General features: G+C 57.7%; 14 protein-coding genes and 3 tRNA genes. 16 read left to right on the forward strand and 1 reads right to left on the reverse strand.

Translation table 11 applies throughout. The features are described 5' to 3' along the window. The first annotated feature begins 128 nt into the window (after window positions 1–128). The 16 genes from ftsH (at window position 129) to AC3IT9_RS03880 (ending at window position 15,291) form a co-directional block, all read left to right on the forward strand. A complete protein-coding gene (ftsH, locus tag AC3IT9_RS03805) occupies window positions 129–2,039 on the forward strand; it encodes an ATP-dependent zinc metalloprotease FtsH (RefSeq protein ID WP_150754339.1) in 1,911 nt (636 codons plus the stop codon). Window positions 2,040–2,047: 8 nt separating this feature from the next. Then, complete coding sequence (folP, locus tag AC3IT9_RS03810; protein WP_150758034.1) at window positions 2,048–2,899, forward strand: dihydropteroate synthase; 852 nt, start codon at window positions 2,048–2,050, stop codon at window positions 2,897–2,899. 16 nt (window positions 2,900–2,915) lie between these two features. Beyond that, on the forward strand, window positions 2,916–4,253 hold the full coding sequence (gene glmM, locus AC3IT9_RS03815) for a phosphoglucosamine mutase (protein ID WP_150727490.1): 1,338 nt from the start codon (window positions 2,916–2,918) through the stop codon (window positions 4,251–4,253). A gap of 66 nt (window positions 4,254–4,319) precedes the next feature. Next, on the forward strand, window positions 4,320–5,075 hold the full coding sequence (gene tpiA, locus AC3IT9_RS03820; RefSeq protein WP_489272095.1) for a triose-phosphate isomerase: 756 nt from the start codon (window positions 4,320–4,322) through the stop codon (window positions 5,073–5,075). A 4-nt stretch (window positions 5,076–5,079) separates the two neighbouring features. Beyond that, entirely contained in the window at window positions 5,080–5,463 is a 384-nt protein-coding gene (gene secG / locus AC3IT9_RS03825) for a preprotein translocase subunit SecG (protein ID WP_150727488.1), read from the forward strand. A 22-nt stretch (window positions 5,464–5,485) separates the two neighbouring features. Then, window positions 5,486–5,571, forward strand: a tRNA-Leu gene (locus AC3IT9_RS03830). Between the two features lie 97 nt (window positions 5,572–5,668). Beyond that, a tRNA-Met gene (locus AC3IT9_RS03835) sits at window positions 5,669–5,745 on the forward strand. Between the two features lie 138 nt (window positions 5,746–5,883). Then, entirely contained in the window at window positions 5,884–6,342 is a 459-nt protein-coding gene (rimP, locus tag AC3IT9_RS03840) for a ribosome maturation factor RimP (RefSeq protein ID WP_007973115.1), read from the forward strand. A gap of 59 nt (window positions 6,343–6,401) precedes the next feature. Next, a complete protein-coding gene (nusA, locus tag AC3IT9_RS03845; protein ID WP_008057419.1) occupies window positions 6,402–7,883 on the forward strand; it encodes a transcription termination factor NusA in 1,482 nt (493 codons plus the stop codon). A 27-nt stretch (window positions 7,884–7,910) separates the two neighbouring features. After that, window positions 7,911–10,433: a translation initiation factor IF-2 gene (gene infB / locus AC3IT9_RS03850; RefSeq protein WP_489272097.1), complete on the forward strand. Its 2,523-nt coding sequence runs from the start codon at window positions 7,911–7,913 to the stop codon at window positions 10,431–10,433. Window positions 10,434–10,592: 159 nt separating this feature from the next. Further along, window positions 10,593–10,994 (forward strand): 30S ribosome-binding factor RbfA, encoded by a 402-nt coding sequence (rbfA, locus tag AC3IT9_RS03855; protein WP_489272099.1) that lies wholly within the window; start codon window positions 10,593–10,595, stop codon window positions 10,992–10,994. A 3-nt stretch (window positions 10,995–10,997) separates the two neighbouring features. Next, window positions 10,998–11,915, forward strand: coding sequence for a tRNA pseudouridine(55) synthase TruB (gene truB / locus AC3IT9_RS03860; RefSeq protein WP_489272100.1), 918 nt, complete (start codon window positions 10,998–11,000; stop codon window positions 11,913–11,915). A 142-nt stretch (window positions 11,916–12,057) separates the two neighbouring features. Further along, on the forward strand, window positions 12,058–12,327 hold the full coding sequence (gene rpsO / locus AC3IT9_RS03865; protein ID WP_015093441.1) for a 30S ribosomal protein S15: 270 nt from the start codon (window positions 12,058–12,060) through the stop codon (window positions 12,325–12,327). A gap of 205 nt (window positions 12,328–12,532) precedes the next feature. Beyond that, window positions 12,533–14,638, forward strand: a complete 2,106-nt coding sequence (gene pnp / locus AC3IT9_RS03870) for a polyribonucleotide nucleotidyltransferase (protein WP_007915263.1) — start codon at window positions 12,533–12,535, stop codon at window positions 14,636–14,638. Between the two features lie 138 nt (window positions 14,639–14,776). Then, a tRNA-Thr gene (locus AC3IT9_RS03875) sits at window positions 14,777–14,852 on the forward strand. Between the two features lie 133 nt (window positions 14,853–14,985). After that, window positions 14,986–15,291, forward strand: a complete 306-nt coding sequence (locus AC3IT9_RS03880) for a DUF6388 family protein (RefSeq protein ID WP_150727486.1) — start codon at window positions 14,986–14,988, stop codon at window positions 15,289–15,291. Window positions 15,292–15,342: 51 nt separating this feature from the next. Here the strand turns inward: AC3IT9_RS03880 and nadC are convergent, their stop codons facing one another. After that, the gene (gene nadC, locus AC3IT9_RS03885; RefSeq protein ID WP_223448134.1) at window positions 15,343–16,191 is read right to left on the reverse strand and encodes a carboxylating nicotinate-nucleotide diphosphorylase; all 849 of its coding nucleotides are present in this window, start codon (window positions 16,189–16,191) and stop codon (window positions 15,343–15,345) included. Between the last annotated feature and the right edge of the window lie 29 nt (window positions 16,192–16,220).

Raw genomic sequence — 16,220 nt, forward strand, 5'->3', positions numbered from 1 at the left:
GTGTTTCACAAAGGGTTACAGACGGCGCCTGCCAAGTTGTAGGTAATGTAGTAAGTTAGGCCGGTGAATATCATGCGAAGCGCGCGCCAGTAGCGGAGCTTGCTTCAGAGGGTAGTTAATTGAACGATATGGCAAAGAATCTGATCCTGTGGTTGATCATCGCGGCTGTCCTGGTGACGGTGATGAACAACTTCTCCAGCCCTAACGAGCCGCAGACCCTCAACTATTCCGACTTCATCCAGCAGGTCAAGGATGGCAAGGTCGAACGCGTGGCGGTTGATGGCTACGTGATTACCGGCAAACGCAACGATGGCGACAGCTTCAAGACCATTCGCCCGGCGATCCAGGACAACGGCCTGATCGGCGACCTGGTGGATAACCACGTCGTGGTCGAAGGCAAGCAGCCTGAACAGCAATCCATCTGGACTCAGCTTCTGGTCGCCAGCTTCCCGATCCTCGTGATCATCGCCGTGTTCATGTTCTTCATGCGGCAGATGCAGGGCGGTGCCGGTGGCAAGGGCGGGCCGATGAGCTTCGGCAAGAGCAAGGCACGCCTGCTCTCCGAAGATCAGGTCAAAACCACTTTGGCTGACGTTGCCGGTTGCGACGAAGCCAAGGAAGAAGTTGGCGAGCTGGTCGAGTTTCTGCGTGATCCGGGCAAGTTCCAGCGTTTGGGCGGTCGCATTCCTCGTGGCGTGCTGATGGTCGGTCCTCCTGGTACTGGTAAAACCTTGATTGCCAAGGCGATTGCCGGCGAAGCCAAAGTGCCGTTCTTCACCATTTCCGGTTCCGACTTCGTCGAGATGTTCGTCGGTGTGGGTGCCAGTCGTGTTCGCGATATGTTCGAACAGGCCAAGAAACACGCTCCATGCATCATCTTCATCGACGAAATCGATGCGGTCGGTCGCCATCGTGGTGCTGGCATGGGTGGTGGTCACGACGAGCGCGAGCAGACGCTCAACCAGTTGCTGGTTGAGATGGACGGCTTTGAAATGAATGACGGCATCATCGTGATTGCCGCGACCAACCGTCCTGATGTACTGGACCCTGCGTTGCTGCGTCCGGGCCGTTTCGACCGTCAGGTTGTGGTCGGTCTGCCGGACATCCGTGGTCGCGAACAGATTCTCAAGGTTCACATGCGCAAAGTGCCGATGGGCGACGACGTTGCCCCGGGCGTGATCGCTCGTGGTACTCCAGGCTTCTCCGGTGCTGACCTGGCCAACCTGGTGAACGAGGCATCGTTGTTCGCTGCCCGTGCCGGCAAGCGCATCGTCGAGATGAAAGAATTCGAACTGGCGAAAGACAAGATCATGATGGGCGCTGAGCGCAAGTCCATGGTCATGTCCGAGAAAGAAAAGCAGAACACGGCTTATCACGAAGCGGGCCACGCCATCGTGGGTCGTGTCGTGCCTGAGCATGATCCGGTGTACAAGGTGTCGATCATCCCGCGCGGTCGTGCGCTGGGTGTGACCATGTTCCTGCCGGAAGAAGATCGTTACAGCCTGTCCAAGCGTGCGTTGATCAGCCAGATCTGCTCGCTGTACGGCGGTCGTATCGCTGAAGAAATGACCTTGGGCTTCGATGGCGTGACCACTGGTGCCTCCAACGACATCATGCGCGCCAGTCAGATTGCGCGGAACATGGTGACCAAGTGGGGTCTTTCGGAAAAACTCGGTCCGTTGATGTACGCCGAAGAAGAGGGTGAAGTGTTCCTCGGTCGCGGCGGTGGCGGTCAGAGTGCAAGCTTCTCTGGTGAGACAGCCAAGCTGATCGACTCCGAAGTGCGCAGCATCATCGATCAGTGCTACGGCACGGCGAAGCAGATTCTCACGGACAACCGTGACAAGCTCGATGCGATGGCCGATGCCTTGATGAAGTACGAAACGATCGATGCCGAGCAGATCGACGACATCATGGCGGGTCGTCCGCCTCGCGAGCCGCGCGACTGGTCGGGTGGCACGGGTACTTCCGGCACCCCGCCGGTGGTGCAGGATGAGCGTCCGGAAACACCGATCGGTGGTCCTGCTGCTGACGTATAAGGTTTGAAATGACTTCTGTTCAGTCCTCGACCCGGTTGCCTTGCGGCAACCGGGTTCTTGATTTGGCCCAGACGCATGTCATGGGTATTCTCAATGTCACTCCTGATTCTTTCTCCGATGGTGGCCAATACAGCCAGCTCGACGCGGCCATGCGCCACGCTGAGGCCATGGTGGCGGCCGGCGCGACGCTGATCGATGTCGGTGGCGAATCTACCCGTCCTGGTGCCAGGGCGGTGTCGCCACTGGAAGAGTTGGAGCGCGTAGCGCCCATTGTCGAGCGCATCAGTCGCGAACTGGACGTCATCATCTCGGTCGACACCTCCACACCAGCCGTCATGCGTGAAACTGCGCGCCTGGGTGCCGGGTTGATCAATGACGTGCGTTCGTTGCGTCGCGATGGTGCCCTGGATGCCGCGGCGGCCACCGGGTTACCGGTTTGCCTGATGCATATGCTTGGAGAGCCAGGCGATATGCAGGACAATCCGCAGTATCACGACGTTACAAGGGAAGTCGGTGAGTTTCTCGCCGAGCGCATGCATCAGTGTTCATTGGTGGGAATTGCGGCCGAGCGGATCATTCTTGACCCCGGCTTTGGCTTCGCCAAAACCTTGCAGCACAATCTGAGTTTGTTCAAGCATATGGAGGCCCTGCATGCCTTGGGGCGACCCCTGTTGGTCGGGGTTTCGCGAAAGAGCATGATTGGTCAGGCGTTGAATCGCCCGGTGGGGGATCGACTGTATGGTGGTTTGGCGCTCGCGGCGCTGGCTTCAGCGAAGGGTGCGCGTATATTGCGCGTCCATGATGTAGCCGAAACAATGGATGTGGTGCGGATGATTGCCGCAGTGGAATCAGCCGAATAAGAATGATGGAGCACTTATGAGCAAAAAATATTTTGGCACCGATGGTATTCGTGGGCGTGTCGGTGAATACCCGATTACTCCTGATTTCATGCTCAAGCTCGGCTGGGCTGCAGGTATGGCGTTCCGCAAGATGGGCGCCTGCAAGGTATTGGTAGGTAAGGACACCCGGATCTCCGGCTACATGTTCGAGTCTGCGCTTGAAGCAGGGCTGACGTCGGCAGGTGCTGATGTGATGCTCCTTGGGCCTATGCCGACCCCGGCTATTGCCTACCTGACGCGTACCTTTCATGCCGAGGCTGGCATCGTGATCAGTGCGTCGCACAATCCGCATGATGACAATGGCATCAAGTTCTTCTCCGGCAATGGCACCAAGCTGCCGGATGAAGTCGAACACATGATCGAAGAGTTGCTCGATACCCCAATGACTGTGGTTGAGTCGAGCAAGATCGGCAAGGTGTCGCGAATCAATGACGCGTCGGGTCGGTATATCGAATTCTGCAAGAGCAGTGTGCCGACCGGTACCAGCTTTACCGGCCTCAAGATTGTGATCGACTGCGCCCATGGTGCGACCTATAAAGTGGCGCCGAGTGTGTTTCGTGAGTTGGGTGCCGAAGTCGTGGTCTTGTCCGCGCAGCCCAATGGTTTGAATATCAATGACAACTGCGGCTCGACCCATATGGGGCAACTGCAGGCCGCTGTGCTGGCTGAACACGCCGATCTGGGTATCGCCTTCGATGGTGATGGTGACCGGGTGTTGATGGTGGATCACACGGGGGCGATCGTCGATGGTGATGAGTTGCTGTTCATCATTGCTCGCGACCTGCATGAGCGAGACAAGCTGCAAGGTGGTGTAGTCGGTACATTGATGAGCAATCTGGGATTGGAGTTGGCCTTGGCCGACCTGGCGATTCCATTTGTCCGCGCCAATGTTGGTGATCGTTATGTGATTGCTGATCTGCTGGAGCGCAACTGGCTGGTCGGTGGCGAAAATTCGGGTCATATCGTTTGCTTCAATTACACCACCACTGGTGATGCGATTATCGCCGCGTTGCAGGTGCTGAAGGCGTTGAAAGCTCGTGGGCAAGGTTTGGCTGAAGCGCGTCAGGCGCTGCGCAAGTGCCCTCAGGTGCTGATCAATGTGCGTTTCGGTGGCGGCGCAAGCCCACTCGACCATCCGTCGGTCAAGGAAGCCAGCGAACGTGTGACCAAGGCCATGGCAGGCCGGGGGCGTGTGCTGTTGCGCAAGTCCGGAACCGAACCACTGGTGCGTGTGATGGTCGAAGGCGAAGACGAAACGCAGGTTCGTGGCTATGCCGAAGAGCTGGCAAAACTGGTTACTGAAGTTTCTGCCTGAATTCGGCTTGCCAGCCATGATTGTGTTGGGTAACATCTGCGCCCACTTTGACCGACGAGGTACAGCATGCGTCGCCCTATGGTAGCTGGTAACTGGAAGATGCACGGTACCCGCGCCAGCGTCGCTGAGCTGATCAACGGCCTTCGTGACTTGGTCTTGCCGAGCGATGTTGATGTTGCGGTATTCCCGCCTTGCCTGCATATCAATCAAGTGATTGATGGTCTGGAAGGAAAGTCGATTTCGGTCGGCGCGCAGAATTCTGCGGTGGAATCCGGACAAGGTGCGTTGACCGGTGAAGTTGCACCGAGTCAGTTGGTGGATGCAGGTTGTTCCCTGGTGCTTGTCGGGCACTCCGAACGCCGCCAGATCATGGGCGAGCAGGACGGAATGCTGATCCGCAAGTTCGCAGCGGCACAGGCATGTGGCTTGATTCCGGTGTTGTGCATAGGGGAAACCCTTGAGCAGCGTGAAGCCGGAAAGACTCTTGAGGTTGTCTCGCGTCAGCTGGGCAGTATCATTGAGGAGCTGGGTGTCGGTGCCTTTGCCAAGGCGGTGATCGCTTACGAGCCGGTCTGGGCCATTGGCACCGGGCTGACTGCAACGCCACAACAGGCGCAGGATGTGCACGCAGCCATCCGCGCCCAGTTGGCGGCAGAGAATTCTGAAGTCGCGCAAGGTGTGCGGCTTCTATACGGCGGCAGCGTGAAGGCGGCCAATGCGGTCGAACTGTTCGGCATGCCGGATATCGATGGGGGCCTGATTGGTGGGGCTTCCCTGAATGCAGATGAGTTCGGTGCGATTTGTCGCGCCGCGGGAAACTGAAAAAATGCTGGAAACAGTCGTAGTCGTTTTTCATCTGCTGGGTGCATTGGGCGTAGTAGCTCTGGTTTTGCTGCAGCAGGGTAAAGGTGCAGATGCTGGCGCGTCTTTCGGAGCAGGTGCTTCAAATACTGTGTTCGGAAGCCAAGGTTCCTCTACCTTTCTTAGTAAGTTTACTGCTATACTTGCCGCAGGTTTTTTCATAACCAGCTTGGGGTTAGGTTACTTTGCTAAAGAGAAGGCTGAACAGCTGACTCAAGTAGGTCTCCCAAATCCAGCGGTACTGGAAGTTCCAAAGCAACAACCGGCTTCTGATGATGTCCCGGTGCTTCAAGAGCAAAAGTCGGCTACTCCAGCGACTGACGTACCTCCAGCTCAAGAGCAGAAGTAAGAAGAGTTTCAAACGTAGTATTGCCGAGGTGGTGGAATTGGTAGACACGCAACCTTGAGGTGGTTGTGCCCATAGGGTGTAGGGGTTCGAGTCCCCTTCTCGGTACCAATTAGTCAGGAGAGCCCGCTGTTGCGGGCTTTCTTGCAGGTGGAAGGTTACATTGACCCTGTAGGGGATCGGTCGTATACTTCCGCCCCAGCTTTGTCGCGGGGTGGAGCAGTCTGGTAGCTCGTCGGGCTCATAACCCGAAGGTCGTCGGTTCAAATCCGGCCCCCGCAACCAGTTTAAGGAGCCCCTTTTAAGGGGCTTTTTGTTAGCTGGACACTTTCAACGCCGCTGTTCGACGGCGTTTCAAGGATGGGCGTTTCGCCCATTTTTTTATTTTGCATAGCATGCACATACATGCACTAGGGGGTTCAGGTGTCGAGCAAGCTAGAAGAGTTGCAGGCCTTGCTGGCCCCGGTGGTCGTGGCCCTAGGCTATGAATGCTGGGGTATCGAGTTTTCGGCTCAGGGTCGTCACTCGATGTTGCGCGTTTATATCGATAAAGAAGGCGGCGTGCTGGTGGACGATTGCGCCATCGTCAGCCGTCAGATCAGCGGTGTGCTGGATGTTGAAGATCCAATCTCCGTTGAATACACCCTTGAAGTTTCCTCGCCTGGCATGGAACGCCCGCTGTTCACTCTTGAGCAGTTTGCAAAATTTGCCGGTGAACAAGTGAAGATCAAGCTGCGCTCGCCTTTTGAAGGACGACGCAACTTTCAGGGCCTTCTGCGCGGCGTAGAAGAGCAGGATGTCGTGGTGCAGGTAGAAGACCATGAGTTCCTGTTGCCGATCGATATGATCGACAAGGCCAACATTATTCCCAGTTTTGACTGAGGCGTGCCAGATACTGCGGATCCCGCGGATCCAATGGCTTGCGAAAGGCGAGGCGTACGATGAGCAAAGAAGTACTGCTGGTTGTTGAGTCGGTATCCAATGAAAAGGGCGTACCGGCAAACGTTATTTTTGAAGCGCTGGAGCTGGCTCTGGCCACTGCTACCAAAAAGCGTTTCGAAGACGAAGTTGATCTGCGTGTGGAAATCAATCGCCACACGGGTGCATACGAGACATTCCGTCGCTGGACGGTCGTCGAAGAAGCAGACCTGGACGATCCGGCCATCGAAACCTGGCCGAGCAAGGTTGCCGAAACGCATCCTGGCGCCAAGGTCGGTGATGTCGTAGAAGAGAAAATCGAGTCCATCGAGTTCGGCCGCATTGCTGCACAGACTGCCAAGCAAGTCATTGTGCAGAAAGTTCGCGAAGCCGAGCGCGCTCAGGTTGTTGACGCTTACCGCGAGCGCCTGGGTGAAATCATCTCCGGCACCGTGAAAAAAGTCACCCGCGACAACGTGATCGTTGATCTGGGCAACAACGCTGAAGCGTTGCTGGCCCGCGAAGACATCATTTCTCGCGAAACTTTCCGGGTTGGCGTGCGTCTGCGTGCGCTGCTCAAGGAAATCCGCACCGAGAACCGCGGCCCGCAGTTGATCCTGTCGCGCACCGCGCCGGAAATGCTGATCGAGTTGTTCCGCATCGAAGTGCCGGAAATTGCCGAAGGCCTGATCGAAGTGATGGCTGCGTCCCGTGATCCGGGTTCGCGCGCCAAGATCGCTGTTCGCTCCAAGGACAAACGCATTGACCCGCAGGGCGCTTGCATCGGTATGCGCGGTTCGCGCGTCCAGGCAGTGTCGGGTGAGTTGGGCGGTGAGCGTGTTGACATCGTTCTGTGGGACGACAACCCGGCTCAGTTCGTGATCAACGCCATGTCCCCGGCCGAGGTTGCGGCAATTATCGTTGACGAAGATGCCCACGCAATGGACATCGCCGTTGGCGCAGACAATCTGGCTCAGGCCATCGGTCGCGGTGGTCAGAACGTGCGTCTGGCTAGCCAGTTGACTGGCTGGACCCTGAACGTGATGACCGAATCGGACATCCAGGCTAAACAGCAAGCGGAAACCGGCGACATCCTGCGCAACTTCATCGACGAGCTGGAAGTCGACGAAGATCTGGCACAGGTGCTGGTGGACGAAGGCTTCACCAGCCTGGAAGAGATTGCCTACGTACCGTTGGAAGAAATGCTCAACATCGACGGCTTTGACGAAGATACCGTCAACGAGCTTCGCGCTCGTGCCAAGGATCGTTTGTTGACCAAAGCCATCGCTACTGAGGAAAAGCTGGCAGACGCCCATCCGGCCGAAGACCTGCTCTCGCTTGAGGGTATGGACAAGGATTTGGCGATGGAACTGGCGGTGCGCGGCGTAATTACCCGCGAAGACCTGGCCGAGCAGTCTATTGACGACCTGCTCGACATCGACGGCATTGACGATGATCGTGCCGGCAAGTTGATCATGGCCGCCCGAGCCCACTGGTTCGAGTAATTAGGCGCGGCCTGAGGAGAGAAATGCATGACGCAAGTCACGGTGAAACAACTGGCCGATGAGGTCAAAACACCGGTAGAGCGCCTGTTGCAGCAGATGCGTGAGGCAGGTCTGCCGCACACCGCCGCCGAAGAACATGTGACTGACAGTGAGAAGCAATCGTTGCTGACTCACTTGAAAAGCAGCCACAAGGCGAAAGTGGAAGAACCACGCAAGATTACGCTGCAGCGTAAAACCACCAGCACCCTGCGTGTTGCTGGCAGCAAAAGCATCAGCGTTGAAGTACGCAAGAAGAAAGTCTTCGTACAGCGCAGCCCGGAAGAAATCGAAGCCGAGCGCAAGCGTGAACTGGATGAACGTCGCGCAGTAGAAAATGCTGCTCGTCAGAAGGCTGAAGAAGAAGCCAAGCGTCGCGCCGAAGAAGACGCGCGTCGCCAGCCTGCTGCGCCGACCGCTCAAGTCGTACCTGTTGCAGCGTCTGCTGTGGTGGCCGAGCCAGTTCGCGAAAGCGCACCGGTTGTGGCGGCTGCTCCGGCTCCTGCGGCCGATACCCGCAAGCGTGACGAACAGCGTCGTCCGGACAAGCCACGTGCCGACGACAGCAATCGTCGCGGTAGCGGCGATGGCGAGCGCAAAAACGCTCCGCATCGTGCTTCGGTCAAGGAAAAGGCTCCGGCTCCACGCGTTGCCCCACGTACTACCGACGAAGAAAGCGATGGCTTCCGTCGTGGTGGTCGCGGCAAGGCCAAGCTGAAGAAGCGCAACGCCCACGGTTTCCAGAGCCCAACCGGCCCTGTCGTGCGCGAAGTGAAGATCGGCGAAACCATCACTGTTGGCGACCTCGCCCAGCAGATGTCGGTGAAGGCTGCTGAAATCATCAAGTTCATGTTCAAACTGGGTACTCCAGCGACCATCAACCAGGTACTGGATCAGGAAACTGCCCAGCTGGTGGCTGAAGAGCTGGGCCACAAAGTGACCCTGGTCAGCGACACCGCCCTGGAAGATTCCCTGGCCGAGTCCCTGAAGTTTGAAGGCGAGGCAGTTTCCCGTGCACCAGTCGTGACCGTAATGGGCCACGTTGACCACGGTAAGACTTCCCTGCTCGACTATATCCGTCGTGCCAAGGTAGCTGCTGGCGAAGCCGGTGGTATCACCCAGCACATCGGCGCGTACCACGTTGAAACCGACCGTGGCATGGTGACGTTCCTCGACACCCCTGGTCACGCTGCGTTTACCGCAATGCGTGCCCGTGGTGCCAAGGCGACCGATATCGTGATCCTGGTGGTTGCAGCGGACGACGGCGTGATGCCGCAGACCATTGAAGCTGTTCAGCATGCCAAGGCTGCGGGTGTTCCGCTGGTCGTGGCGGTGAACAAGATCGACAAGCCGGGCGCCGATCTCGATCGCATCCGTAGCGAACTGTCGGTTCACGGCGTGACGTCGGAAGAGTGGGGTGGTGACACTCCGTTCGTACCGGTCTCGGCGAAGATGGGTACTGGCGTCGACGAACTGCTCGAAGCGGTACTGCTGCAAGCCGAAGTTCTGGAACTGACTGCAACTCCATCGGCTCCTGGCCGTGGCGTCGTGGTTGAATCCCGTCTCGACAAGGGCCGTGGTCCGGTGGCTACCGTTCTGGTTCAAGACGGTACCCTGCGTCAGGGCGACATGGTCCTGGTCGGTTCGAACTATGGTCGCGTTCGCGCCATGCTCGACGAGAACGGCAAGTCAATCAAGGAAGCCGGTCCGGCCATCCCTGTCGAGATCCTCGGCCTGGACGGTACTCCGGATGCTGGCGACGAGATGAGCGTGGTTGCCGACGAGAAGAAAGCCCGTGAAGTGGCTCTGTTCCGTCAAGGCAAGTTCCGCGAAGTCAAGCTGGCTCGCGCTCACGCCGGCAAGCTGGAAAACATCTTCGAAAACATGGGCCAGGAAGAGAAGAAGACGCTCAACATCGTCCTCAAATCCGACGTCCGTGGCTCGTTGGAAGCGTTGAACGGTGCCTTGAACGGCCTGGGTAACGACGAAGTGCAAGTGCGTGTAGTGGGTGGCGGTGTCGGTGGTATCACCGAATCCGACGCCAACCTGGCACTGGCCTCCAACGCTGTACTGTTCGGCTTCAACGTGCGTGCCGATGCCGGCGCGCGCAAGATCGTCGAGCAGGAAGGTCTGGATATGCGTTACTACAACGTGATCTACGACATCATCGAAGACGTCAAGAAAGCCCTGACCGGTATGCTCGGCAGCGATGTTCGCGAGAACATCCTGGGCATCGCCGAAGTGCGTGACGTGTTCCGTTCGCCGAAGTTTGGCGCGATCGCCGGTTGCATGGTTATCGAAGGTGTTGTGCACCGTAACCGTCCAATCCGTGTACTGCGTGAAGACATCGTTATCTTCGAAGGCGAGCTGGAATCCCTGCGCCGCTTCAAGGATGACGCTTCCGAAGTACGTGCCGGCATGGAATGCGGTATCGGCGTGAAGAGCTACAACGACGTCAAGGTCGGTGACAAGATCGAAGTCTTCGAGAAGGTGCAGGTTGCTCGCAGCCTCTAACTCGCGCACTTCAAGAGCCGTGATGGGCCGCCGCATGCAAATGCGCAGTTCGTCACCCGGACTCTAAACGCAACGCCCGGTCTGGCTTCTGTCAGGCCGGGCGTTTGCCGCTTTCAGACCACACGGGTTTCACCGTGGGGCAGTTACAGGTAACAAGACATGGCAAAAGAATATAGCCGTACCCAGCGTATCGGCGATCAGATGCAGCGCGAGCTGGCACAACTGATCCGTCGTGAAGTCAAAGACCCGCGCGTCGGCCTGGTCACCATTACCGCTGTGGAAGTCAGCCGTGACGTCGGTCACGCCAAGATTTTCATCACTGTGATGGGGCAGGACAGCGCCGAAGATATTGCCCAAAGCATCAAGGTGCTGAACTCTGCCGCCGGTTTCCTGCGCATGCAGTTGGCCCGTGAGATGAAGCTGCGTAGCGTTCCTCAGCTGCACTTCCACTACGACGAAAGCGTCGTGCGTGGTGCGCATCTGTCGGCATTGATCGAGCGCGCAGTGGCTGAAGACAATCAGCATCCGGTTGTGGCAGAAGCCGAAGACACCAAGGAGTAATCGGTGGCTCAGGTCAAACGTATCCGTCGTAACGTCAGTGGCATCATCCTGCTCGACAAGCCGCTGGGGTTCACCTCCAACGCGGCCTTGCAGAAGGTTCGCTGGTTGCTCAATGCCGAGAAGGCCGGGCACACCGGCAGTCTCGATCCCTTGGCCACCGGCGTGTTGCCGTTGTGCTTCGGTGAGGCCACCAAGTTCTCGCAATACCTGCTCGATTCCGACAAGGGTTATGAAACCCTGGCGCAACTGGGCAAGACCACCACCACGGCGGATGCCGAAGGTGAGATTTTGCAGGAGCGCCCGGTGACCGTTGGTCGCTCCGATATCGAGGCTGTACTGCCAAAATTTCGTGGGCAAATCAGTCAGATACCGCCGATGTACTCGGCACTCAAGCGCGATGGCCAGCCGCTGTACAAGCTGGCTCGTGCAGGCGAAGTAGTGGAGCGCGAACCGCGTTCTGTTACTATTACGCGCTTGGAATTGCTGGCCTTCGAAGGTGATACTGCGCGGCTGGCGGTGGATTGCACTAAAGGCACCTATATCCGCACCCTGGTGGAGGATATTGGTGAGCAACTCGGTTGTGGCGCTTACGTTGCAGAACTGCGACGTACCCAGGCCGGGCCATTCACCCTGGCGCAGACAGTTACCCTCGAAGAGCTGGAAGCGGTACATGCCGAAGGCGGCAACGAAGCGGTCGATCGCTTCCTGATGCCATCGGACAGCGGCCTGCTGGATTGGCCTCTGCTGCAGTTCTCGGAAGCGAGCGCGTTCTACTGGCTCAACGGCCAGCCGGTACGTGCCCCGGATGCTCCGAAGTTCGGCATGGTGCGGGTACAGGATCACAATGGTCGCTTCATCGGTATCGGTGAAGTGAGCGAAGACGGGCGCATCGCGCCGCGTCGTTTGATTCGGTCAGAATGACCGGAACCGGCCTGTGTAACAGCAGGTCGGCGAGGGTGGCTGTTAACAGGCACGGTCACTACTCATTTTTAGATACAGGGATTTGTCCCTGGCCTGTTGAAACTGTTTTTCTGAAACAGTTTCCTGATAAAAGGATTGCCTCATGGCTCTCGACGTTCAAGAAAAAGCTCAAATCGTTGCTGACTACCAGCAAGCTGTTGGTGACACTGGTTCGCCAGAAGTGCAAGTTGCACTGCTGACCGCCAACATCAACAAGCTGCAAGGTCACTTCAAGGCCAACGGTAAAGACCACCACTCCCGTCGTGGTCTGATCCGCATGGTAAACCAGCGTCGTAAGCTGCTGGACTACCTGAAAGGCAAGGATCTGGGTCGCTATCAGACTCTGATCGGTCGCCTGGGTCTGCGTCGCTAATAAGCGATTGCGCTAGAGGTTGGTTGTCTGTCGTGCACCAGCGGGTTTCCCGCCGGCGCATGGCAGGCTCCCAGCCTCAAGTTTTATCTGGATACCTGCTTTACCTGAGTTACACCTGGACAAACCAGTCGGGCCGACTCCCGGCGTTGCCCAAGAATTTCGCAAGAAACCAGTTCCCCAAGAGCCACAATGAAGGTAGGACACCGTGAACCCGGTAATCAAAAAATTCCAGTTCGGTCAGTCGACCGTTACCCTCGAGACTGGCCGTATCGCCCGTCAGGCCTCCGGCGCAGTATTGGTCACCGTTGACGACGACGTCAGCGTATTGGTGACCGTAGTCGGTGCAAAACAAGCCGATCCAGGCAAGGGCTTCTTCCCTCTGTCTGTTCACTACCAGGAAAAGACTTACGCTGCCGGTAAGATCCCTGGCGGTTTCTTCAAGCGCGAAGGCCGTCCTTCCGAGAAAGAAACCCTGACTTCCCGACTGATCGACCGTCCGATCCGTCCGCTGTTCCCGGAAGGCTTCATGAACGAAGTGCAGGTTGTCTGCACCGTCGTTTCCACCAGCAAGAAGACCGATCCGGACATCGCTGCGATGATCGGTACCTCGGCTGCCCTGGCTATCTCCGGGATTCCTTTCGATGGCCCGATCGGCGCTGCCCGCGTTGCGTTCCACGAAAGCACCGGCTACCTGCTGAACCCGACCTACGAGCAGCAAGCTGCTTCGAGCCTGGACATGGTCGTTGCCGGTACTTCGGACGCTGTGCTGATGGTTGAATCGGAAGCCAAAGAGCTGACCGAAGACCAGATGCTGGGCGCGGTACTGTTTGCTCACGACGAGTTCCAGGTTGTGATCAACGCTGTTAAAGAACTGGCCGCTGAAGCTGCCAAGCCAACCTGGACCTGGGCTCCTGCGCCAGAAGCCACCGAACTGCTGGGCGCTATCCGTGCCGAGTTCGGCGAAGCGATCTCCCAGGCCTACACCATCACCGTCAAGGCCGACCGTTACGCTCGCCTGGGCGAGTTGAAGGACCAGGTCGTTGCCAAGCTGTCCGGTGAAGAAGGCCAGCCTTCTTCCAGCGAAGTCAAAGCGGCTTTCGGCGAAATCGAATACCGCACCGTTCGCGAAAACATCGTTAACGGCAAGCCACGTATCGACGGTCGCGACACCAAGACCGTACGTCCGTTGAACATCGAAGTCGGCGTCCTGCCAAAAACCCACGGTTCGGCTCTGTTCACCCGTGGCGAAACCCAGGCTCTGGTCGTTGCAACTCTGGGTACTGCCCGTGATGCACAGCTGCTGGACACCCTGGAAGGCGAGAAGAAAGACCCGTTCATGCTGCACTACAACTTCCCTCCGTTCTCGGTAGGCGAGTGTGGTCGCATGGGTGGCGCTGGTCGTCGTGAAATCGGTCACGGCCGTCTGGCCCGTCGTTCGGTTTCGGCCATGCTGCCTGCCGCCGACGTGTTCCCGTACACCATCCGCGTTGTTTCGGAAATCACCGAATCCAACGGTTCGAGCTCGATGGCTTCCGTTTGCGGCGCTTCCCTGGCCCTGATGGATGCTGGTGTGCCGATGAAGGCGCCGGTTGCCGGTATCGCCATGGGTCTGGTTAAAGAAGGCGAGAAATTCGCCGTCCTGACCGACATCCTGGGTGACGAAGACCACCTGGGTGACATGGACTTCAAGGTAGCCGGTACCGCCAAAGGCGTCACCGCGCTGCAGATGGACATCAAGATCAAGGGCATCACCGAAGAAATTATGGAGATCGCTCTGGGCCAAGCCCTGGAAGCGCGCCTGAACATCCTCGGCCAGATGAACCAGATCATTGGCCAGTCGCGTACCGAACTGTCGGCCAACGCTCCGACCATGATCGCGATGAAAATCGACACCGACAAAATCCGTGATGTCATCGGTAAAGGCGGCGCGACCATTCGTGCGATCTGTGAAGAAACCAAGGCTTCGATCGACATCGAAGACGACGGTTCGATCAAGATCTTCGGCGAAACCAAGGAAGCGGCAGAAGCTGCTCGTCAGCGCGTTCTGGGCATCACCGCTGAAGCCGAGATCGGCAAGATCTACGTCGGCAAGGTTGAGCGCATCGTCGACTTCGGCGCATTCGTCAACATCCTGCCGGGCAAGGACGGTCTGGTTCACATTTCCATGCTGAGCGACGCTCGCGTTGAGAAAGTGACCGACATCCTGAAAGAAGGCCAGGAAGTGGAAGTACTGGTACTGGACGTGGACAACCGCGGCCGTATCAAGCTGTCCATCAAAGACGTGGCAGCAGCCAAGGCTTCGGGCGTTTAATTACGCCTCACGCCTGACCGCTTCAACGTTGTAGAAAATGCCCCGCAGTGAAAGCTGTGGGGCATTTTTTTGTCTGCAGGAAATTGAGACGTTGCGGAAGTTGCCTGCCCCTGAAGTCAGTGCTAGGTTTAGCCCACCGCCCGTGTAGCTCAGCCGGTAGAGCAGCGCACTCGTAACGCGAAGGTCGCAGGTTCGATTCCTGTCTCGGGCACCAGTGATACCCTGTTTTCAGATGATCCCGAATGGTTCTGAAGGCCAGACAAGCCGTGCTTCATACGGTTTTTTGCGTCAGAGAGATCCTTGATGATCCAGATCCATCTTCCATTCCCCCGATCAACGAGAACGACATGACAACAAAAGAATTGAGCCAAGAAGCCAGACACGAAGAAGCACTGAAGAAGTACGTGCTGGATGTGCCGGATCTGATGGAAGAGATCAAGGACCTGAGTGCCGATGATCAGAAGGACCAGATTCAGTGGGCGTTCGAGGATGAAGCCGAAGCCCAGGGCTTGCAGCCGTGGGAGTTGAGCCTCAAGTACACCTCGACACCGGAAGAGTACGAGACAGAACGTCTGAAGCTGCATAAAGAAGCGGCCGAGGTGCTAGGTGTCGAGTGGGAAGAGTACTGCGAGATGAACAATCTGGTGGTTTGAACAAAAACGCCAGCCTCAATGGGGCTGGCGTTTTTCATTGCACGAGAGCGATCAGATGCTCAGGCGCATCGAAAGGTCTACAGCCTTCACATCCTTGGTCATCGCACCGATCGAAATGTAATCCACCCCGGTCTGTGCAATCGGCAGCAACGTGCTTTCGTTGATCCCGCCGCTGGCCTCCAGCTTGGCTTTACCGGCATTCAGGCGCACGGCTTCGCGCATGTCGTCCAGGCTCAGTTCGTCGAGCATGATGATGTCGGCACCGGCCGCCAGCGCTTCTTTGAGTTCATCCAGGCTTTCCACTTCAATCTCGACCGGTTTGCCCGGCGCGATCTTGTGCGCGGCGGCGATGGCCTGCGCGATGCCGCCACTGGCGGCGATATGGTTTTCCTTGATCAGGAAGGCGTCATACAGGCCGATGCGGTGGTTGTGGCAACCGCCGCAGGTCACGGCGTACTTTTGCGCCAGGCGCAGCCCCGGCAAGGTTTTGCGGGTGTCGAGCAGCTTGACCTGAGTCTCGGCCACGAAGTCCGCCAGGTATTGCGCGCGGGTCGCCACACCGGAGAGCAATTGCAGGAAGTTCAGGGCGCTGCGTTCGCCGGTCAGCAGCGAGCGCGCAGGGCCTTCGAGGTGGAACAGCACCTGATTGGGCGTCACCCGTTCACCATCGGCAACCTGCCAGTGCACCGCCACCCGTGGGTCCAGTTGCCTAAACACGGTATCCACCCAGGCGGTGCCGCTGATGACGGCCGCGTCACGGGTAATGATGGTCGCTTTGGCCAGGCGTTCGGCCGGTATCAACTGCGCGGTGATGTCGCCGCTGCCGATGTCTTCACGCAACGCACGGCGCACGTTGGCTTCGATTTCGGCGGTCAGATCGGCGAGACGTAGATTCGGCATAACGGACTCCACAAACAAAGTGGCTCGAT

The sequence above is a fragment of the Pseudomonas sp. KH_046_1 genome (assembly GCF_057839025.1).